At 63.9% G+C, this 21,052-nt stretch carries 18 protein-coding genes and 1 pseudogene; 10 read left to right on the forward strand and 9 right to left on the reverse strand.

Features of this window, described 5'->3' with window-relative positions; genetic code table 11:
• A pseudogene (locus JZ792_RS34740) lies at positions 1-241 on the reverse strand (cutinase family protein); the annotation flags it as partial.
• A gap of 2,310 nt (positions 242-2,551) precedes the next feature.
• Here JZ792_RS34740 and JZ792_RS34745 point away from each other — a divergent pair.
• Together JZ792_RS34745 and JZ792_RS34750 are read left to right on the forward strand one after the other, a co-directional pair.
• Positions 2,552-2,863 carry a hypothetical protein gene (locus JZ792_RS34745; RefSeq protein ID WP_216917142.1) on the forward strand — a complete coding sequence of 104 codons (312 nt, stop codon included), beginning with the start codon at positions 2,552-2,554 and terminating at the stop codon, positions 2,861-2,863.
• Positions 2,864-3,457: 594 nt separating this feature from the next.
• A complete protein-coding gene (locus JZ792_RS34750) occupies positions 3,458-5,485 on the forward strand; it encodes a MarR family transcriptional regulator (RefSeq protein ID WP_216917143.1) in 2,028 nt (675 codons plus the stop codon).
• An 841-nt stretch (positions 5,486-6,326) separates the two neighbouring features.
• Here JZ792_RS34750 and JZ792_RS34755 read toward each other — a convergent pair.
• Together JZ792_RS34755 and JZ792_RS34760 are read right to left on the reverse strand one after the other, a co-directional pair.
• On the reverse strand, positions 6,327-7,247 hold the full coding sequence (locus tag JZ792_RS34755; RefSeq protein WP_308165578.1) for an SAM-dependent methyltransferase: 921 nt from the start codon (positions 7,245-7,247) through the stop codon (positions 6,327-6,329).
• 55 nt (positions 7,248-7,302) lie between these two features.
• On the reverse strand, positions 7,303-7,683 hold the full coding sequence (locus tag JZ792_RS34760) for a hypothetical protein (RefSeq protein WP_216917144.1): 381 nt from the start codon (positions 7,681-7,683) through the stop codon (positions 7,303-7,305).
• Between the two features lie 305 nt (positions 7,684-7,988).
• On the opposite strand from JZ792_RS34760, the gene JZ792_RS34765 reads away from it, so the two are divergent.
• Positions 7,989-9,326: a helix-turn-helix domain-containing protein gene (locus tag JZ792_RS34765; RefSeq protein ID WP_216917145.1), complete on the forward strand. Its 1,338-nt coding sequence runs from the start codon at positions 7,989-7,991 to the stop codon at positions 9,324-9,326.
• 12 nt (positions 9,327-9,338) lie between these two features.
• The gene (locus JZ792_RS34770; protein WP_216917146.1) at positions 9,339-10,235 is read left to right on the forward strand and encodes a phosphotransferase; all 897 of its coding nucleotides are present in this window, start codon (positions 9,339-9,341) and stop codon (positions 10,233-10,235) included.
• A gap of 63 nt (positions 10,236-10,298) precedes the next feature.
• Here JZ792_RS34770 and JZ792_RS34775 read toward each other — a convergent pair whose 3' ends face one another.
• Complete coding sequence (locus tag JZ792_RS34775; protein ID WP_216917147.1) at positions 10,299-11,174, reverse strand: hypothetical protein; 876 nt, start codon at positions 11,172-11,174, stop codon at positions 10,299-10,301.
• Positions 11,171-11,932 carry a nucleotide-binding protein gene (locus tag JZ792_RS34780; RefSeq protein WP_216917148.1) on the reverse strand — a complete coding sequence of 254 codons (762 nt, stop codon included), beginning with the start codon at positions 11,930-11,932 and terminating at the stop codon, positions 11,171-11,173. The genes JZ792_RS34775 and JZ792_RS34780 overlap by 4 nt, the downstream gene beginning before the upstream one ends.
• 996 nt (positions 11,933-12,928) lie before the next feature.
• Between JZ792_RS34780 and JZ792_RS34785 the strand changes: the two genes are divergently transcribed.
• The 3 genes from JZ792_RS34785 to JZ792_RS34795 all read left to right on the forward strand — a co-directional run bounded on the left by JZ792_RS34785 (position 12,929) and on the right by JZ792_RS34795 (position 15,930).
• Positions 12,929-13,918, forward strand: coding sequence for a hypothetical protein (locus tag JZ792_RS34785; RefSeq protein ID WP_216917149.1), 990 nt, complete (start codon positions 12,929-12,931; stop codon positions 13,916-13,918).
• A 35-nt stretch (positions 13,919-13,953) separates the two neighbouring features.
• Complete coding sequence (locus tag JZ792_RS34790; RefSeq protein WP_216917150.1) at positions 13,954-14,418, forward strand: hypothetical protein; 465 nt, start codon at positions 13,954-13,956, stop codon at positions 14,416-14,418.
• Between the two features lie 351 nt (positions 14,419-14,769).
• Complete coding sequence (locus JZ792_RS34795; protein WP_216917151.1) at positions 14,770-15,930, forward strand: hypothetical protein; 1,161 nt, start codon at positions 14,770-14,772, stop codon at positions 15,928-15,930.
• Positions 15,931-16,177: 247 nt separating this feature from the next.
• Here JZ792_RS34795 and JZ792_RS34800 read toward each other — a convergent pair whose 3' ends face one another.
• Positions 16,178-17,320 carry a ParA family protein gene (locus tag JZ792_RS34800; protein WP_216917152.1) on the reverse strand — a complete coding sequence of 381 codons (1,143 nt, stop codon included), beginning with the start codon at positions 17,318-17,320 and terminating at the stop codon, positions 16,178-16,180.
• 472 nt (positions 17,321-17,792) lie between these two features.
• The gene (locus JZ792_RS34805) at positions 17,793-18,380 is read right to left on the reverse strand and encodes a DUF6907 domain-containing protein (RefSeq protein WP_216917153.1); all 588 of its coding nucleotides are present in this window, start codon (positions 18,378-18,380) and stop codon (positions 17,793-17,795) included.
• Between the two features lie 89 nt (positions 18,381-18,469).
• Here JZ792_RS34805 and JZ792_RS34810 point away from each other — a divergent pair, with 89 nt between their 5' ends.
• Positions 18,470-18,808, forward strand: a complete 339-nt coding sequence (locus tag JZ792_RS34810) for a hypothetical protein (RefSeq protein ID WP_216917154.1) — start codon at positions 18,470-18,472, stop codon at positions 18,806-18,808.
• Positions 18,801-19,103, forward strand: a complete 303-nt coding sequence (locus JZ792_RS34815) for a hypothetical protein (protein ID WP_216917155.1) — start codon at positions 18,801-18,803, stop codon at positions 19,101-19,103. The genes JZ792_RS34810 and JZ792_RS34815 overlap by 8 nt, the downstream gene beginning before the upstream one ends.
• Positions 19,104-19,350: 247 nt before the next feature.
• On the opposite strand, the gene JZ792_RS34820 is transcribed toward JZ792_RS34815, so the two are convergent.
• A complete protein-coding gene (locus JZ792_RS34820) occupies positions 19,351-19,611 on the reverse strand; it encodes a hypothetical protein (RefSeq protein ID WP_216917156.1) in 261 nt (86 codons plus the stop codon).
• A 476-nt stretch (positions 19,612-20,087) separates the two neighbouring features.
• On the opposite strand from JZ792_RS34820, the gene JZ792_RS34825 reads away from it, so the two are divergent.
• A complete protein-coding gene (locus tag JZ792_RS34825; RefSeq protein ID WP_216917157.1) occupies positions 20,088-20,258 on the forward strand; it encodes a hypothetical protein in 171 nt (56 codons plus the stop codon).
• A 69-nt stretch (positions 20,259-20,327) separates the two neighbouring features.
• Here the strand turns inward: JZ792_RS34825 and JZ792_RS34830 are convergent, their stop codons facing one another.
• The gene (locus tag JZ792_RS34830) at positions 20,328-20,795 is read right to left on the reverse strand and encodes a hypothetical protein (RefSeq protein WP_216917158.1); all 468 of its coding nucleotides are present in this window, start codon (positions 20,793-20,795) and stop codon (positions 20,328-20,330) included.
• Positions 20,796-21,052 lie beyond the last annotated feature (257 nt).

The following is a 21,052-nucleotide window of genomic DNA, read 5'->3' on the forward strand; positions in this document are numbered from 1 at the left end:
GGATATACACACGATCCACATCCACCCCCGAAGCCAGCATCGGCCCGAACACCTGCCCCAACATCCCCGCATCCACGAACGGATCCGCCCCGAGCGAACTCTCGCTGGTGCCCTGCACCCCGATCACCAACAACCCAGGACAGCCCGGCAACACCACCGGACCGTCCTGCGCGCCCGCCACACCCGAACCCGCCGCGACCACCGCGGCCGCGCTCACCGCCACCGCACCCCACACACCCACACGCCCACCACACGCTCGACGATCCCGACGATTCACGACCTCACCCCCACCTGCACGCCGACCCGACCCGGAACGACGAAACCCACAGCAACACAAACTATTCCGCGCCTCGCGCGACCACCAGCGATCAACAACGAACAATCCTCACCAGAGAACCGACAGCGCAGGCCACAACCCACGCAGAAACAACCGAAGGCCCGCAGGACGCGACCGAACACGCCCCTGTCCCGGGCCTCACCTCACAACTCGCGCCACCCCGAACGGCCCGGCACGACAACCTCCGACCAGGGCCCCGGCGCACGCGCGCCCGGGCCCCTCACCGTCGAATCAGATGGGAACGCCGAACGACCGCAGGATGTTCAGCACATCCACGGCGATGTTCGTCCCGTACGACACGATGGCACTGCCGGTGTAGACCAGGCCGAGAAGGTAGTCCATGACCACGATTCCTTTCCGAACCGACGCACGACTTTCGCGCATCAGAAATAAAGGGGGCAGCACGAAAGACAACAATGTTCGCGTCGAACCGCCTCCGGAACAATCCGAAAACAAGTAGTGAGAGGCGTCCTAACCCCGCGCGAAAAACAACAAACCACGCAACCCCGCCACACGAACCTCCCACTGCCCCCAGGGAATTCAAGCCCACGATTCCGAAAACGTTCGGAGAGGAAAACCCCGCACAATCAACGAATCAATCGACCCGCTTAGCAGTGTTCGTCAGTAACAGATGCCGTGTCAATCCTTACCATCCACCCAAATTGTACGAATTTTGGTGAACCTGCTGACAGAGAGCCGGACCGGCAGAGCATCCCGGGGCGCAGGCCTGAAAATCCACCCAAATTGGGTGGATTCGCACCGTCGAACCTCCACTAGAGTTGGCCAGTTAAGAGGCTCGGACGGCGCAGCGGGATCAGCGAGACCGGTCGAGTCTCCGAGCATCGCTGACGGGTGCCGTGGAACAAACTTCCAGCGGGACGCAACAACGACCAGTAACGAAGGGCACGAGGGGCAATGCCGGACCGACGAAACGCAGTTGCGCTCCTCGGCACCTGCCCGGTGATGTCAGACCTCGGGCGCCACGCGCCACGGAGCGAGACACGATCCTCACGCTTCTCGATCCATCCTGTCGACCCTGGCGACAGCGACTGTCGCGGGCCATGGCGCGGCCACCCCCGACATCACCAAGGAATGCCAACAGCGCCACATCTGAGCGGAACACAGCGAACTCGGCGCAGAGAACCACCAAATCTCTGCAATTGCTACACGAGAGTCGCCACCACAGAACTGAGCAGCAGGCGGATACAAATCCGGAACGCCTCGACGGGCTGCCACCGCGTACCAAAAAGAGCGATGCCAACCGCAAGACGCATCACGATGCAACTCAGCCGATTCAGATGCACCCAATTTGTATGCCTTGCTGCGGTTGACGCTCCGCTGCGCGGCATGAATGCTTATTGCGCAGCCAGCCCTTTGCTGCAATCAGTGCCGCAATCCGGTGTGGCAGGACGATATCTGCGGCGCATATCAGCACCAGCAGACCCCAGCATTGGAGGTGTAGCCACGAACGCCACAGTGCCGATCGACTACGACCTTGTTCCGTCGCGGCCCAGATCTCCGTCGACAGCTAGGAGCAGCCCGATCAGCTCAGAGCGTGCCAAGCGCAGTCGGCGCCGACCGGGGGTGGTCGATGGCCTGCATTCCGGCACGCCGCGACTTCGGCCGGAGCCGAACACCTCAGATGAGAAGGCAACGCCAGGGGTCACATTGAACTGCCACCGGGCCGCCAGGACTGTGGCCCGCCGCTCGCCCAGATACGTAGATTCGACGCATCCACCTCAGAATGCGTGCAGCGCTGCGCGCTCAAGACAAGTCCTCCTCGCACGCTCCGTCAATTCGTCAGCGTCGACACGTAGCGCGAATACGCTCCCGGCCTGCCCAGGCGATCTCTCGGCGGGGCACTCCATGTCGATCTCTGTGCCGGGAGTTCGCTTCATCCTGTGGGCCTGCCTGCATCAACGGTTCGGCCTGACCGTCCGGATGCGGGCATCTCGAGAGTTCACCTCGCACAAACGCATTCGGGGAACTGCTGCGTCTGCCCATGGTCAGGGTCCCGGCCGAGCACCTGTGTCAGGCTTTTCCAAGGTGTGTGCCTCAACGCAATTGGCGAGCTGGGGACGTCGGGATTATCTGATGCAGAAAACTCGCGTAAGCTCGGCGCGTCGGACCCCAGTTGCCGCGTATCTCCTCAATAATCGGATCCGCTGGCGCAAGAGAACATGCCAGCACCCGATGTGCAGAAGGAGAGACACGATGGCAGGCAGAGGCCGCCCGAAGAAGGGCGATCGGACTTCTGGATACACTGTCCGGCTCCCAACCGGAATCGGCGATCCAGATGCACTGGCCAAGAAGATGGGCTTCACGTCAGTTAGTCAGTGGCTGGCTGACCTTGCGTGTGTTTCTGCTGGCACCCCGGAGCTCGCACTCGAGCTGAACCAGCAGCACCTTTGCGAGCTGAACAAGGTCACAACCGCAGCGCGCCGCAAAACCGCTACACGACGACGTGCGGCACCGAAGCAAGCAGCGCTTGAACTGGACCAGGAGGTCCTCAAGGCTGTTTCGTGACCAGACACCCATATGTCGCAGCGAACCGGAACCCTGCGGGCTGGGCTGAATTCAGCCCAGGCACACGAGGATCGGACCGCACATCGGCAGAGCGCGAGCCGTCCTCCACGGCGGCCAGCGCGCTATAGCAACTGCGATCGCGGCAAGATGCAGAACCAATCGACGAGCGTGAGGGGAACCCAGACAGTCAACGTCACCGAGGGATTGTCACAGCACTGATCCACCCGGACAACTAAACAGCGGACAGCGAAAAGCCCCAGACAGAAATAGGGCCCCCCGACCTGGTAAGTCGAGGGGCGAAACGGTCAGGTGGTAGTCGATGAGGTAGCAACTCATCGCCTTGGAGCTGTCCTTCGTAGCGAAGGGACTTTGTTCAATGCCTGGTCCAACGATAGCGCACACCCAAAAATGGGTCCAGTAGGCCACGCGGCCACTGGACACTTTTCCTACCTTTTTGCAGGTCAACCCAGCACTGACACAAGCTTCGACGTGTCGACTTCGCGCGTCGAGACATCGATGTCAGTGGCCCACGGGTTGCCGTCGCCAGCCGCCAGGCGGCCTGTCGATGATCCGCAACGGGTGTGGAGTGCCCTTGTGCCCCGCATCGCCGCACGGCGGTCGATGCGCAAATACGTCGCCGCGTCGGGCAAGTACGACACGGCGGGAACGCTCAGCTATAAGACGCTGCCCGAGGTACCGGCGGCCGTTCCGATCTATGCGACCGATCGGCGAACCGGACTCCTCGCGTTCGACTTCGACGTGCGCGTCGCAGGGAAGTCTCCCGACGACCGGGCGGCCGCCGTCGCGGTCGTGGAGCGTGACGTCGACCGGTTGCTGGGCTGGCTTCACGATTGTGGAGGTGTCGCGGTAGTCGACCGGGCCACCAGCTCGGGGATGCACGTGCTGGTGCCCTTGGCCGAACACGAGCGGTTCAGCCGAAGTGCGCTCATGCCTCTGCTGGAGCTGTTGAAGACGCTGTTGGTGTCCTTCGACCCCATGCCGATGCTCAACCCGAAGAAGGGGTGCATCACTCCCCCGGGGTCACGTTGCAAGACCGGCGGATTCCGTCAACTTGTGGGCATGAGCGTCGAGGACGCCACCGCGGTCTTTGCGGCTCGCTCAGCCCCGGGCCTCGTCGCCCGACTGATGGCGAAACTCGACCCCCAGCGTTGGCTCAGCACCGTCTACAACGACCCAGACGAGTTGGCCCCCCGCGCCGCCTACGAACCGGCCCCCACCGACGAACAAGGGCTGACCCCGTCCTCCACCCGCAGCGCCTCGGTGCGTGCGTGGGTGCCCCGCTTCTTGGCGACCGGGGTCGCTCCCGACCTCACCGACCGCGCGGGCAAGCCATGGACACCGAGCCACGCGCGGCTCAGCGTGCTCGAACAGCACGCGGTGCGCGGCTGGACACTGAGCCAGATCAAGGCCACCACCACCGACCCCAAGTGGGCTGGCTTCTGGAACGCCTACGCCCACAGGGCCGACCGAAAGCACCGACTGAGCACCGACTGGCAACGCGCCTACGCCCACGCCAAGAGAAGACTCGAACGCACTCGACAACAATCGTCTCAACTCGTCCATAAACCCTTGAGAGAACACACAGGGGGGGTACGGGGGATTCGCTGGAAACTGGCTGCGGCACGAAAGTGGATTCTTCTCAGTGGACACTTCACAGGCCAAGAGCTGTGGACTGCACTGGCGACGGTTACCGCGGTGGCCTACGGGATCTCACTGACAGGCAGGGGCTCGGTCGCGAACGGAGGACGCTGGCTGTCAGTAGCGGGAGGACTGATCGGAAGAGGCAGCCTGCTTAAGGTACTGCGCAAGTTCCGACAACTCCAGCACGAGGGAGGACCGATCCAGTTCGTGGCCAGCTGGAACGCACGAGAGCACTCCGGTGACCGCTACCGGCTGGTGACGCCGCGCCTGGACGGCAGGCAAGTCCGCGCCGCCGAATGGGAAGCCTTCGCGGCCCGCCCCGAGGCGATCGATCCCGTGTGGAGCGAACTCGGCTACGCGGCCTGGTGGACCTATGAAATCCTGTCCGCGATCGAACCCGGGCCTGGACAGACCGTACGCCCCGAAGAACTCGCGGCCGCCGCGAGAATCAGTCTCAGCACCGTGCATCGTGCCCTGAGACGCCTCCAGGACGCCCTGCTCGTCGACCGGGCATACGGGTCGGTCGCACGGACCGGCCGCACACCCCGCCGGATCCCTCAACTCAGCAACGACGCCGACGACCGCCGCGCCGCGCGCCTAGCACGCGACACCTCCGAACGCACCCAGTTCTGGCAGTTCGTTGACCTGATCAACGCCAACTTCACCACCCGTGAACTGCGCGGCTACGCCACCATCACCGAACTCGACACCGACACAACCGACTACAACCGCGCCGTCGACCAATCACCGCCACCGCCACGTCCCGACCACGAACCCTCACACCCGACCTACGACCACGACATCGACGACCCCGAACCCGCCGAGGGAGAACCCGAATCGGCGATCACTGACGACGACCAGGCTCTGGCGCTCCTACAGGATCTGCTCGGTGCCACCGTGATCGAGCCGCCCGACCCGCCGCCGCCACGCAAAGCTTGTGTCAGTGGTGGTGTTCCGTAGGTGCAGCAGACGCCTGATCGGCGGTGCCTCGTGGCCGCATATAGCGGCAGTTCGGTACCACCACCCGCACCCGATTCGGATCGCGGTCGTCAGGTTATCGCTGGTGGAGGTGACGTGGAGCGCGCGGACGCGTGCGTACTCGATTCAATCCTCGGGCAGGCTCGTTTGCGGGCGCGGGCGATCCCATTAAGCTGACCGTGATCGACCAGCGTTGAACCGGCACCTGCCGATTCGGTCGATTTTCCTTGCGCAGATGTCGTTTTGGCGAGCGCGTCGGCAGGGGGCCCTCCGGGCTCGACTCGGGGTGCCCTCGTCTGATGCGCACCCGCGCGACAGGCATCCGTCGAGGAACAGGAGGGTGCGTGCAAGCGCAACCCGAATCCAACGCAGCACCGACCAAATCATCCCGGAATCGTTTCCGGGTCCTGACGGAATCACTGTCGTGGCTCCGTACAGGAGTGACCGTCGTCTGTGCGCTGCTGAGCGGAGAAAACGCCGCCAGCTCCGCGATCGAGACGACGCGTGAGCTGGCGGCGCGAGCACTAGCCGCGATCACCGGTCTCGACAACTAACGATCGCGAACTAGACGAGTGAGCCCCGGATGTTCATCGAGCGTCCGGGGCTCGCTTGCAATCGAATGGCCTCGACCAAACGGCTACAGCCGGAATTCTATACCCCGAACCGGACAGCCCAGGAGACGGACACCTTCTGAAAACATGGCCGCAGGCAGGGCAAACACCCACCCCCAAATGTAACGGGGGACAACGAACCCGGCAATGCACCCACAAAACACGGGATTGGGGTTCGGTCCTGGATTCGGCAGTCGCGAGCCAGGACCGGGTCACAGCTTTCTCGCCACGCCACCGTAGGCAGAGACGGGCTCGATTTTGCCGACCTCGATGTCGCTGCACCGCCACTCGGAGATCGAAGTGAAACCCGGATCGATCAACACCAGCCCGTCGAAGGCAGTCTCGAGCTGCCCCTGCGGCCGCGGAATGTAGGGCGCGGCGCCGGTGAGGTTGTAGTTCTGGCACATCGTGACGTACCGAGAGCTGTCGTCGGTTCCGTCCCACAACGCCAAGTAGCTACCCGACGGCATCGCTCCCATCACGGTTCGCACGATCCGCACCATGTCGTCGTAGGAGCTGGCGTAGCCGAGCACCCCCATGAACATCACCGCGATCGGACGGCCGAAATCGAGAACGGTGCGGGCATCCGAGATGATCTGTTCAGGGAAGTGGTAGTCCGAATCTATGTAGGTGGTAACACCTTCGGCCGTCGTGGCGGTCAGTAATGCGCGAGCATGCGCCAGGACCAGAGGGTCGTTGTCGACATAGATCACCTTCGACTTCGGGATGATTGCCTGAGCGATCTGGTGGATGTCCTGCATGGTCGGCAAGCCCGTGCCGATATCGAGAAACTGGTCCACGCCCACCTGCGCGAGATGGTCCACGACGCGGACGAGGAACTGGCGCGACTGCACCGCCATGCGGATGACATCCGGATAGACCTCGACGGCCGCGTCGCCGGCCATCTGGTCGATTTCGTAGTAGTCCTTGCCACCCATCCAGTAGTTCCAGATGCGGGCCGAGTGCGGGATGTCGGTACGGATCAGCGGGTCCCGGACTGTGGACATGGGTTGAACTCCGTCGGTCGATGTTTGTAGAGAAGGCAGCGTGATCTGGCAGGAGGAAGTTCGGGATACGGAGCCCCCGCGCCCGCGCAGCGATGGACGCTGCGGTGGACGCAGGACACCGGGCACCGCGGAATCGTGTGCGACATCGGCGAACGAACCCGCGCCGTCGCGGCATCGGAAACTATCGGGCAGACCAAGCTTCGCCGCGGCCGCCGAGTTCGGTGCCGACCAAGGTCAGCAGCGCGCACAGGCACTCGGCGGCTGGCAATGCTGTCTGTGTGAGCAGCGCCTTGGCGCTCTCGGTGTCCTGGCGTATTCGCGCTGTCACGAGTCGCCACGCCCAGACCTGCGCGGGCGAGAATTCGGAAGGGTCGACAGGCTCGGTGTATCGCGCCGGACTCGGCGCCCAGATGAGCAGCGTGTCGATCCAGAACCGGCAGCCATAAATCAATTCCGTTTCGCCCCAATCCATCACGTGGATGGCGGCCGCGTCGATGTCCCCCGCGACGGCGGCGTCCAACGCCGCGTGCGCGCTGGCCAGGCACTGGTCTACGGTGGTCACACCGACCGCCAGGAACCGCGTCGACCGGAATCGCAGGTGCTGGTTCCAGCGTTCTGGGTCTGGTCCGTTCGATGGGCACCGCCCGGTGATGTCTGAATCGGCATATGTCAACCTCCTGCCCGTGGATGGATGGGAAGGCCACCGGTTCCGACGTGTGGGCGGACGAGATTTGCGGCAGCACAACGGATTCGATCAGCGATCTATCCGTAAGGTTGCATAATGATGGCTGTGCTATTCCAGTGTTATCTGGCTGCAATTTGGGATAAAAGCAGTCGCAGTGGCCGAACCCGAGCGCGGGTGAGCCGATGATCCGCCAGTGGACACCGGCGGAGATCATCGCATTGAGAAAAGCCGCGATCCTCAGCCCGCCCGAATTCGCCAGCAAGGTCGGAGTGACTGCCCGAACGGTGATCCTGTGGGAAAACGGCCAGAGCAGGAAGTTACATGCCGCTAGCACTCGGCTGCTTCAGGCGATGCTGGATGGTGCCGACGAGACAGTTCGACGACGGTTCCGTGCTCTGCTGGACGACCCGACATCCACGAATCCGAGCCTTGCGCTCGAGATGGACACCGACGCGCCAGGGGCGAACCGTAGAGAGTTTCTGGCCGCTGTGGCAGCGGCCATGGTGGGCTCCGCCGTCGAACTGGCCCGCTGGAGGATGCCCCTACCGACCAGCAGCGCTCCCCTGCCGGAACAGATCGGCGCCAGCGACGTGACCCGGCTTCGCCGGACAGCCGACGGGATCCGCGACCTCGACAGCAGATTCGGCGGAGGCTACGCAGTAGACCCGACACTGGGCGTGTTGAGCCGCGGGGCCGCAATGCTGTCACGATGCCGCGACGAGAACGTCCTGCGCGATCTCTACGTCGCGTTGGCTGACCTCTCCAACATCGTTGCCTGGGCACACCACGACGCCGGTCAACAGCAGCGAGCGCGACTGCACCTGGCTCAAGGCCTGAGGTGGGCACTGGAAGCGGGCACGCTCGAATCGCACAGCATCAGCGCCGATCTACTGTTCGGCCTCGCACGAGTCGAACTGCACGAGCACGACCCCCACGCCGCGCTGGAAATGGTGCAACTGGGCCAGATCGCCGCCACGAAGGCCACCGACACCGCCGCGTCAGCGCAACTGCACGCCACAGCGGCGTGGGCCTACGCCCAGCAGGGAAATCACCGACTGACGCAGGACAGCCTCGCTCGCTGCGAGCACGAAATAGGACTGACCACAACAGATTCCGCTGGACCATGGATGCAAGTGTTCTTCTCCCCTGGGGACTACGCCGGGCACCGAGCGTTGGTGCACGGCGTGCTGGCGGCCAATGTCACCGACCGGCAGATTGCGGACAAGAGCGCCACCGCGGCGGTCGAGCTGACCGCCACCGCACGAGCCGCATCGGGACCAGGCAGGCCCGTCCGATCCATGCTGTTCGATTCCATCGTTGCCGCCACCAACAGTTTCCGCGTCGGAGATGTCGAGTCGGCGATCCCGCACACACAACGCGTCATCACCGGGCTGGGCGACATCGCGACCCAACGCGGCATCGACCGGCTGGCGGACATCACAGCAGCCGCTACCCCGCACATCGCGGACAGCACAGTTGCTGACCTCCTCGCCGACATCGACCAACTCGTCAGCGCCTAGAGTCGACCCCCGATGACAGAACTCTCGCCCTCGGCCTGCGAGGAGCTACGGTCGTCGCTCGCCCTGATCTGCCGCGCAGCAGATCTCGACGAGCGGGGAGCGACCCTGATCAAGTACACCAACAACGTCGTGTGGCGCCTGGCGGCTCCGCTGGTCGTGCGAATAGGTGTCGGCGAGATCGGACGTACCCGCGCCCCCCGCGTCGCTTACCTCGCGCACTGGCTCGCAGACCGCGACGCCCCCGTTCCACGACTACACCCAGAAATCGAGCAGCCACTCGTAGTCGGTGAAACCGTGGCCACCATCTGGCGCTGGCTCCCAGGCAGTGAAAGCCATTGGGACATCGCCGATCTGGCTGCACCGCTGCGTTCGCTGCATGCCTTAGAAGTCTCCGAGGAACCTCGACTGCCCCGATGGGACCCGTTCGCCGCAGCACGCCGGCGCATCTCTGCCGCCGATCCAGTCCTCTCTGCCGGGGATCTCGCATGGATCGACAATCAGTGGCGTGAAGTCGAGGATCTCTACAACCAATTGCCGCCACAGCGATTCGGGATCATCCACGGCGACGCCCACACCGGCAACCTGCTTCATGACGGCAGCGGTCGGCCGGTGCTCTGCGATCTCGACAGCGCAGGAGTCGGACCTCTAGCCTGGGACCTGGCAACCAGCGCCATCGACGCAATCCGCTTCGGATCACACAGTGATTTCATGCGACTGACCGCAGCCTACGGAGACGACCTCACCACCGACCCGGCATGGACAACTTTGCAGCGGATCCGTGAACTCGTATTGATCACCAGCGTGATACCGGACCTCGCCCGCCGACCGGCCATTGCTGCTGAACACTCACGCCGCCTAGACTCCCTACGCCGCGGCGACGCCGACAAGCGGTGGCAGGCGTACCTATAGTTTCGATCGGTCGGGGCTCCCCCGGCGTTCGGAACATGAATTCGAACGCCAGGGAGCCTATCGCTATCGGCTCGTGTCCAAGTCGATGACGCTACTGTCGGTTGGCGATGTCTTGGGTCCGAGAAACCACTCCACAGCTACGGAGATCAGCTGCGATCGAGTCTTGGCTCCCACTTCTTCGAGAATCTTGTCCAGCTCGACGATCTCCGTCTCGGTGAATGCTGGCTGCCACAACACTCGGGTGTTCGCCCCGTGGGCCCGTGTGGTCTGCCGTCTCGACTGCCGCCGCGCTGGGAACCGACTTCCTTCCGTTTTGACACCTTTGTCACGGACCTCCACCAGATCAGCAAGTACACCGGCTTCTAGCGACGCGTCGAGTGCCGCGATCGCCAGTGCGCCCCGGACCATGCCTGACGAACGGGCGCTTCGTACAGCGGACTTACTTAGATAGGCCGATACCCGATGGCCTGTTTCGTCGTCATCAAATTCGTCGTCATCGACGGCGTTGTCGCTGAGGTCGGCATTCGGCGTCGCCGCGGTCCTCGCATGATCCGAGCGGACAGGAGGCGCGGGGCTGCTCGACCCGACACCCGATGTCCGAGGCGCGGCCGTGCGAGAAGCTGGCTGCCTTTCACGGGAGGAGGGCTCTGCCAATCGAACCTGTTCAGGATCGCTACTGGATGCTGGTGTTGAGATCGATGGCCGATATGTTTCAGGAGTCTTGACAACGTCAGCTGTGGACGATGCCCGATCTGGTGTCGGCAGCGCGGAACCGCCTTCTTCTGACTCCTCGTTCGGCAGGGAACCTTGTACCGAATGGACAGCAGGCGTTCTTGGTGAAGCGCCGAGGATGGCGGTCATGCTAGGGCGCCCTTTGGTGCCTTTTCCTCCCAGGGTCTTCTTTCGCGTGTTGCCTGGTTCGGCGGTGGCCTCGGTCATGCTGCGCCTATCTCCTTCTTCTTGTGCTGGAGGACTACCGCTTTGCCTTCCACAATCTCAGATACGACGCCTTCGTAAGAGCCGGTGTGGTCTGGGATTTCGCCGAAGTTCCGGTACCGGACACGCTGTGGCACAACCGTTCGCAGGTACGGCCATCCCTGACTCTCATCATCGGCAGCCTCGATAGCGTCCGACAACTCGATTGTGCGGCTGTCATTGCGGCACCAGATGATCTGAGCGCCGATCTCGCGCTCCAACTCCTCTGCTACTTCGCCAGCCTTCTCCAACGTGCCGTTGATAGTCACTACCTCGATCTTGCTCGGGGTGATAGCGAGGATCAGTTCGGTCTGCCCCCCAGCGTCTTCGGGCGCGATGCGCAACGCCTGGCCGAACTGTGCACCGGCGTTGCCGGGCAGATCCACAATCAGGTGCTTGAACCCGCCTTCCCTGCGAATCCTCCTGGCTGTGGCCGCGAGTCCCGTCTCCAGTGTGTGCTGGACGACGGTGAACGGCGGCTCCTTGCCGGTGATCTGCTGGTACGTCGCTGCCCACTTGGCGGAGCTTTGCGATCCTGCATCCGCGTCTATCACCAATGTGCTACCGCTGCGTGCGATCACGGTAGCCAGATGTATTGCGCTTGTGGTCTTGACGGTGCCGCCCTTGCCGCCGCCCACAATCCATGTGGCACGGTAGTTGTCCGGTGGTACGTACCGTGGGTACTTCTCGCATGTCTGCAACAGCATGTCGCTGTATGGCATCTGTGAATCTCCTTCGACGCGGATGAGCAAGCTCTGCAAGAGATTACCCACAGATCTGCGACACACCTGTTTACGACTCGCCGGTATCCGTGTAATCGCGGAGATATCTGAGTCTCAGATGGTGTAGGCACGCCTGCATTCTCCTATGCATGCCTTGGTATCAGCATCGGTTATCGCATCGGCAGATGCATCGGTGTTGAACAGTGAGAATATGCTGAACGTGTTCTAATTTGCTCGTTTCGTCACAGTGACTCTTCTATCTAATATGGCGGGGAGCAAACAGGTGGGTCGCATGGCGGGTTGGCGCTTAGGTGGCAATACGAAGATTGTTGCGCTGCAAAAGAATTCACTTGCCGAATGTCTGAAACCCGCTAGCCAAGGGGTTGTTATGTCAAAACTGAATGATCGCGGGTGTTTGGCGGCGGGCGCTGGGGCCCGTCGGGGCCTCGATTGCGTGTGCCTCAAAGCGGCGAGTCGGCTCCTGCGCTGGGGTTGGTAGTGCGGGTTGAAAGTATCGGTGGGCGCGAATGATGCGAGTTCGACGCAGTTGGGGAATGTCACCGACTTGGGTTGAGGTAGGCAGGCTCTCGTCGCGCGATGACCGCAGGGTTACGTCGCGGTCGATCTCCCTGTGTCGGAGCCCTTCGGTTGCGTCGCGGCTGGCGGGCTTCAGTGGCGCGGGAATGTACGGTTCGGGGCTGACCGGCGCTCCGCTCAAGCAGTTCCCACACGGGGCTCGGTTAGGACGCGAATCGTCACAGTGACAAAAACCGAGCAGGCCTCCATCCTTCTTGGGGGAACCAAACGAGAATCCTCCGGGCGACATACGCGGGGCCCGGCCGCCCTAATGGATTTCTATATGTTGACATTAGCATTTATGCATGTTTACGAGTCCGAGCCGACGTGATGTAAAGTCAGGGTCTTCATCGCCCCTTCGAGGGATCCCACCCGCTTCCTGCGGGTGCCGTTTCGGCACATGGATTCGGAGCCTCGGCGATGACAGATTCTTCTTCGATCGTGTTGACCTCGCACCCGCTACAGCGGGTCGGGGCGTTTGCCCTGCTGATCGTGTCGGGGGTCGACGACGCTTCGCGAACTCCGGAAACTCTCACCGGTGAGGAGATCGACGTCGCCGTCGCGGCGATGACCGCGGACCTGGTTTCCACCGCGGGCTTAGTTGATTCGCGTGCCAGGGGTGGGTTCTGGTTGGCGGCTAGCTACATGCTGTGGCCCAACAGTGCAATGAACGACTCCCAGCGGGCCCGGCGTTCGGTGGCCGAGCGCACCGAACGGATCACTGGCTGGCGGGCCTATCCGCAGGAGCCGATCAACCCTTGTGTGCCGTGCTGGTTGTGTGGTCGCCCCGCCTGTGGCTGGTACGGCAAGGTCGATATCCCGCTGGGAGCTTCGATCGAGCACCGCAACCACACTGGACCCGGCCATCAGGGCACGCCGCTGTGCAGGGCCTGTCTGGTCTGTCTACACGCAGCCCCCTACGGCAGCCTCCTGGCACGCGGACGAGCGGTGACCCTGCATTCCTGGGACGACGAGTGGTTGGCCGCAACGGTCCGGCGACAAGCACTCCGGACCCGCGCGGCCGCGACCGCGCGGGAGACCGAAGCACCCGTGCACTGGCAGGACCACGCTGTCGCCGAACTTCTCGCGACCTCACGGGCGCCGTCGAGCCAGCTGGAGGTGATGGTGTGGTCGAACTCCAACCGTGATCAGGCGTTGGTCGTGCACCAGCTCGACGAATCCCTCGCGCGCTGGTGGCATGGGCTGACTCCCGAACGCCGCCAACAGCTCACCGATCTGCTGGGTCCGCAGACGGTGATCAACGAGGTTCTGTTCGGAGGGCAGCGCACGGTGCTCCGGCGGATCACCGAGCAACTACACCGTCAGGTCGATGACCCCGCCGTGATGGACTGGCCGACGGTGCGCGCACTGTCGAGCGTGGGGCTGGAAGTGGGGCAGGCGATTCCGTGAGCTTCTGGCGACTGCACTGGAGCGACTGCCCTCCCATGACTGCGGAGAACGCATGGTCGGCGCTGTGGGGCAGCGAGCGGTCCACCGACGGCACACGAACCCGCTGCCCTTGCGACGGCGATTTCGACTACGAGCCGTGCCCGGACTGCCAGGCCGATGAACACGATTGGGATCTCGACCGCACCGAGTGCGCGCGCTGTGAGGACGGCGGCGTGATCGCAACCTGCCCGTTGTGCGGCACTACGGGATGGCAGGACTGCGCCCGAGGATATTCGTGTTGGCCGACACCGGCCCAGCTGATCACCTACATCAGCGAGCGCGTCGGGCACATGGTCGACGACGTCGGAACCGTTGTCGAGTTCGACGGTGACATCATCGACGTCGGGTTCGACGGCGAGCCCTTGGTCGTACCGACCCGCATCATCCGCACGTCCCGCTGGTCGGAATTCCTCGCCCGCCACCCGAAGCGCATCGACATTCCGCCAGCACTATCAGCCTGAATCCCCTGGCAGCACTTGCCATAGCGCACCACCACGTTTCCGCACATATGTCCGGAAACGCACTTGTGTATTGAAAAGGACGGGAAGCCGATTGACGAGTGACTCCCGCGCTCGGCTCGGAAAATAGCGCGGCTCGCGCCGACGATGTTCGGTGCGAGCACACCCCCGTATAGTGATCCCAGGCTACTCGATGACCCGCTCTCGGTCGCCACAGCAGACCGACGCGATCGGTCTGAGAATCTCAACGGTCTCAGCACCCACAACGCCGTTCCGGCGTTGCTTTCGCATGCCGGAACGGCGTCGCAACCCGTCTTCCTGCACAAGACCCTGTGCTGACCGAGGAGTTCGATCGTGGCGTACTACGTCGTAAACCACCTTTGCGGGCACACCGCCCGTATCCAGATCTACGGGACCAACGTCCATGGCGAACGCGAAGCCAAAGCCGCACGCCTCGGCGACCAACCGTGCCCGGACTGCCGCCGGGCCGCCGAACACGCGACGGCTGCCGAAAGCGCCCTCGTTCTGGACCTGCCGCAGCTGACCGGCAGCGACAAACAAGTCGCTTGGGCGGTCGTCCTGCGCGACCGCGCGTTTCGCCGTCTCGATGCCGCTCTCGATGACGAACGCGACAGTCTCGCCGACCTCGACGCCCGCCGCGAGGTCTACCGCGAGATCCTGGCCGCGGTCGATTCCGCAGCGATGTGGATCGACTATCGGGATCGGATCGAGCACCCGGTACCCGATCTCATCACCGCGCTCGCCGCCGCGCCCGGCCGCGCCCGGCTGCGCGCGCTCACGACCGACGAACTCGCACCACTGCTGAGTGCCGCCGCGACCGACTCGGATCCGACCCTCATCGTCGAGGACAAACCGGTCAGGGACATCGCTACCGTGCGGACCATCCCTGTCCCCGAGGGCCAAGGCGGGCCGGACCTGAAACTGCCCGCCATCGTGTCGCGCGCACTGACCGTGTGGCGGGAAACCTTTGCGAGCCTTGCCGATCCCGCACGGATCACCCGGTTGCGCCGCACCGCAATCGTGGCGTTGACCGAGGCGACCCTGCCCGCGCACCTGGCCCGCCTCGCGGTACGCACCGCGGCCGCCGCAACCAACCCGCCAGGCGTGACCGACGAGCAGTCTTACACCGCCGCCCGCCTGCTGCTCGACGAATACCAGCGCCAGACGAGGGCCCCCGCGCCTGTCTCCGACGATCCGAGCGATGCGGAGCAGACCTCGACCAGTGCCTGGTGGATCCGGGCGCGGGTCCGGATGCTGCGATCAGCCCGCCACCGAAATACCACCGTGGCGCCGGGTCAGGAACTCGTGCTGATCCAATACGGGCTGCCCGGCTGGCCGAAACCTGCGGAAGCCTGGTTCGACATCGACCCGGCCACCGCGCTGGACCTCTCCGCGGACCTGGAGGACGTGTTCTGTGTCGCCGCCGACGACGTCGAGATCATCGAGATCCTCGACACCCCCGACCCGGCGACCGATACCGTCGCGCGGGATTGACCCCGCGGTGAGTCCCCTCCTGCGCACGGGGATTCACCAGCACGTCTGCCACCGACAGGCGTCCACCCTGAACTATCTCGGCCGCGATCGAATCGTGGACTGCTCACGTGGGTTTCGGCGCATTGTTCGGTCACGTCGCTGTACTAGCCTCGCGGGTCGGCATGCCAAGGCCGTAAAGGCATGCAGGCCCGTCATCGACGCGGGTTCTTGCAGTGCGGGCGGGTGCACAGATGTCGGTAGCGCGGACCTACGCCCTGCGGCGAAGCCGGTCGATCCGATGCCAGAGCGCCGATGCCAGCGCGCGGTCGGCTGTCCACTGATGATCGTCGGGGTGCGTCGTGATCCACCGTCGCCAGGTACGTGGGTCAGCGAGAGCGCCGAGGTCACGCATCGGAGGCAGCAGCTCCGTGTTCTGGACGGCTATGTCGGCCAGTACGGTCTCGATGCCTGGGACCAGTTCGTCGTCGACCCGCGTCGGGACCAGGCCCACGTGGTGGAGTGATGTAGCGCCGCCGGTGAATTCGGCGGCGCTGTATTGCTTGTCGATGTTGGTCAGGATCGCATTTGTCGGAAGCCACGAGATGTGGCGCACGACATCATCGGCCGCTGACTGTCGGCCGTTGGCGAGGTCACCGAAGGCGGCTTCGTCGAATGCTTCGAGGAGGTCGATGTTCGGGTCACGATGATCGAGGACTGCGACCATCTCCGGCTCGACGTCGCCGAAGGTGTCGAGCCAGCGACGCGAACCGGGATCCCAGTCGGTACCGAACCTTCGCCGGCCGCTGGCTGCCACCTCCGTCACCACCAGGGCTGCGGCAGCAGCCTCATCGTATGGATCCGAGGAGTTCCGATCCTGTTCCCACCTGTCGAATCCTTGATCGAGCCACTCAAGGAGCTCTCCCCGTTTCTCCAGCGACTGCCGGTAGGTGCGGTAGGGCTCGGAGTAGGTAGCGTCGATGTGGTCGACGACCAGCGCGGGATCGAAGGCGGCACAGCCGAATACGGCGTCGACGAGATCGACGATGAGGCCGCCGGCCAGGGGAGCGGTGTCGACAACAACGACGTCGAAGCGCTCGCGGGCCGATTCCAGAAGTGCGCGTGCCCATTCGACGTTCAGGCTTGAACCGGGCCGACCGGCACCGGCGAGGACCGATAGTGTCCCTGCCCTGTCGAAGCGATGGACCATCACAGTGTCGTTGTCCAGAACGTCGTCGGCACCGCGATCGGCGCTCTCGCGCACGGGTAGGGCCGCACCGCACAACCAGCCGAGATTGGACTGTTCGTCCATGTCGAGCAGCAGAACTCGCAGCCCCTCGGCGGCCAGTGCCGCGCCGATATGGCGAACCGTCGTGCTTCGCCCGGTCCCTCCATGGTGACTGATCGCGGCCACACAGATCCCGCGACCAGGCCCAGCGGGACGCTGCGAAGAAGTAGGCGAGGATTGTCGTCGTGACTTTTCGGCGATGCGGAGATCGCGGGCTTCGACGTATCCACCAGCATCTGCGGCGCGACGGCGATTCTTGCGGCGGTGGCGCTGATTGCGAGTCATGACGCACTGATCCTTACCTGCGCTGTGTGTCCCGCATCCACCACGCGCTGAAGGTCAGCAGTCGTTGGGGGTCGGATTCTTCCGCTCTGAATCAGAGCTGAACCTTTGTCCTCGGCGCTGACGATGATGCGGGCATCGTGATCAGCTCGGACTGGCGTCGACTCGCCGGTCATGATTCTACAGAGCGCCCCACGCACGCGCTAACTGGTCTTTGACCTGCCTACGGCCCGTATGGAAATCAGCCCGAGTAGCCAAACGGACCCCGCTGCGACCTGGTGGCCCAGCGATGGGTGGGGGTGTGAGTGGCCCGTGGTCAGCGGGTGGTGTCGTATATGTCGGCCGCGTCGAGGAGGCAGCTGGCAACCTTGCATGCCTCGGCGACAGTGAGCGGTGTATGCGATCCCGGCAATGCCAGATCCAGAAATACCCGCCGCGTGTCGGCGATGTCGAGCGCCAGGACTTGTATCGAAACCGCGGAATCCGGCGGAACGGGGCCGTCGGCGTAGACGACCTGGGGCAGGCTGGCATGACGGATTGCGGCATCCGGTGGGGTGTGGTCATGGTCGTCGACGCACCATGTCGGGCAGCTGCTCCCGGCGAGGAACCTGGCGTCATGCAGGTCGGTGGCGTACAGGAGGGTTACTGCGGTGGCGCGCGCCTGCCAGCTGTTCAACTGGACTCTGCCGCGGCTCGGCTTATCCAGGTGGATTGTGGTGTCGCGGTGCCCGGCGACGTCGAAGGCGATGACCTGCGTGACGACTTGGTCGCTGGTCTCGGTTCCCGCTGATCCGGCGACGGTCACCGACATTCGTGGACCGTAGTGCACGCCGTTGTCAGGCTCGGTCGGATCCAACGCCCAATGCTCGATACACCACGCCGGGCACGACAACACATCAGCCATCGCGTGATTCCCTCCCCATCGCAGTCGACGAAGCCCGCCGACGACATATCCCCACTCAGAGCATAATCACGCCACATGCCTGACGAGAAGTGCCGCATGCCATCCCGATTGGTCGGCCGATCGACGGCCGCACCGCATTCCCGTCGTACACCGAGCTGCTTCCTCGCCGGGCGGCATGGCGGCAGTGCCAGAATCTCGGCGACGGTTCCGAGGTTGGCGGAGAGCGAGACGGTCACTACCTGGGACGTTTCCGCCTCGCGGAATCATTCATTGCCGCCACGGTTGGTCGCCGAAGGAATCGGGCCGACCTGCGCGATCAGAGAACACGCGAGCACCGTCCTGCTGCTGCGGACCTGTTGACCTTGTTCGACGTCGCCACCTGGATTGCTGGCGTGCATCGCGAAATACCGGTGGTGATGCATGGCTAGTGTGGGTATAGCGACCAGGGACGTCACCGTCACTGTGACGATAGATGAACAGGAGTGGCGACTGTTGGAAGAAGCCGCCGACGGCGCGGGCATGACAGTGGCGGCCTACATAGACTGGAACACACGGCTATTGGCCCAACAGGCACGTCCCGTCGCTACCACGGCTCGACTCCGGCAACGACTGTCCCGTTCTCGACGTGCACCGGCACTGTTCGACGAGCCGGAGGAACAGGCGTGGTCGTCCTCGTTCACCCAATGGCTGTCCCACCGCACCGACCTGTGTCGAGAAGACTGAACCTCACCGGATTCGGCGCTGGTACACGCCGCGTGATCGGCATTCACCCGGCTCCGGCGCCGTTCGCGATAGCGTGAACGCCGGTTGCCTCTGCTGCGTGAGAGCGACCAGCACGAGAAAGGTCCCCCGCCTGGGCGTGGCGCCACGGGCGGGGGCACCGTGCCCAAGAAGTCTCAGTTCTCGTTGCCGCTGCTGCCGCCCAGTGTGTGAGCCGGGACATCCGGTCGGTCAGCGCGCACCTTCGCGATCAGCTTTGGCGGTCGTTGTGTGCGCCGAGCGGGATCCCGGCGGCACCGGATTCGGTGTGGACCATCATGGCGGGATTTGCTCGCCAGTCCGACTCGGACACGTTGAAGGCACATAGGTCGGTTGCGAGCACCGCTGACTCGTCGAACACGATCGCCGATAGCTGTCCGGGATCAGAGATCTCGGTTGTTCCGATACTGCCGTCGGGGAATTCGATCTCGATTGAGATTCGTCTGACCACGCCACGCTCGAAGCCGTCCATTCCCGCCCCTCTCCCTCAACGCGATTTCAGGCTAACGGGCCGCGCGACGGCCTCCCCAGATGCTAGGTGGACGTGGAGCCTGCCGATGCTCAGGTCCACTCAGTGGACCGGCGCCGACGGATCGGTTGACGCTCATCGAGTTCCCCATTCTGTTTCCCCGTCGAGGTGGGGACCGTCGAGGCATAAGCTTCCCAACCGGTGTCTCGACGGCCCCCGACTTCACCTCTGGATCAGGCTCACTGCGTCCCGCTGCGGCAGCAATGCGGAACCCGGTGTGCCTGTAGTGCATTCGACGCCGCACCGCCTCCGGATGGATCACCGGCTCCCAGGTCGACGCGAGAACTTCTCGGCTGCGCGGTCAGTGGCACGAGATGTGCGGTGCCGGGGTGAACTTCGCTCGTGGATCGATCTGTGCCGCATCTAGGCTGTGGCGCGGTCGGACAGCGCCCAGGGCGAGACCATGACGAATCACTGGGGTGCAGATCAATGATTCGGTAGACCGCCAAGCGCTGCTCGATGCCGGTCTGGACCCTGACGATCCGCAGGTCTGGGCCGTCCAGCGGGAGATGCAGCTGCTGTTGACCTGGCATGGCGTGCGTACCGGCTATCGACGGATCGACCCGGACGACCCGCTGCTGCACGGATGATCGAGCGGTTGCGACTCATCACGAACTCCCGTCCAGATTCGGCCTCGCCTGCGGCCGTTGCCGCCCGTGCTACGCGAGCCGCCGTAACGTCCAGCCACCCAGGTATGCACCCCACAGGAAGGCCGGATCGATCAGATGTCCCGGCTCGACGACATAGATCCACACTCCCGCTGCGACGTTGACGTGCACCAGACGACGCTCGCCATCGCGCAACACCGCATACGGCACAGTCGCATCAGCGGTGTAGGGCGGCAGCGAGCTCAGCCACCGGTCGGTACAGATCGCAACCGGCTCGCCAGGTGGATCGTCGGGCAGTTGCGCCGCCCAGTCAACCGCTGCCTGCGCGCCATCGGCGAACGAGTCCAGGGGCCCACGACGTTCCCGGACCCAGCGCGCCAGTGACACTTCCGGCTTGGCCGTATACCAGCACCACGGAGTCGGTCGACGGCGCTGGACAGTGAGAGAATCGATGATCCGGTCGGCCTCAGCGACATCCGCCTCGGACCGCACATCGTCGTCGCCCTCAACTGCGCTCATCGCTGTAGTCCGTCGACCGCCTGGCCACCGTCAGCGGCGCGCGCTGTGCACGGCTGATCGAGTAGATCCTCGTCTGCTCGGATGTCCCGGGACTGTTCTACCTGTCGCACCATGCGATCCCTCGTTCTCTCACGGGATGTTGGTCACCTCCGATACGTGCGCGATCCCCGCTCCCCGGAGCGTCCATGTGACGATCTACGCCCAGAAGGTCACCGTGGATGAGGTCCGGGACGCCATCGGGTCATGGTGGTGATTCG

It is taken from the genome of Nocardia noduli, assembly GCF_019038455.1.
Lineage (GTDB): Bacteria > Actinomycetota > Actinomycetes > Mycobacteriales > Mycobacteriaceae > Nocardia > Nocardia noduli.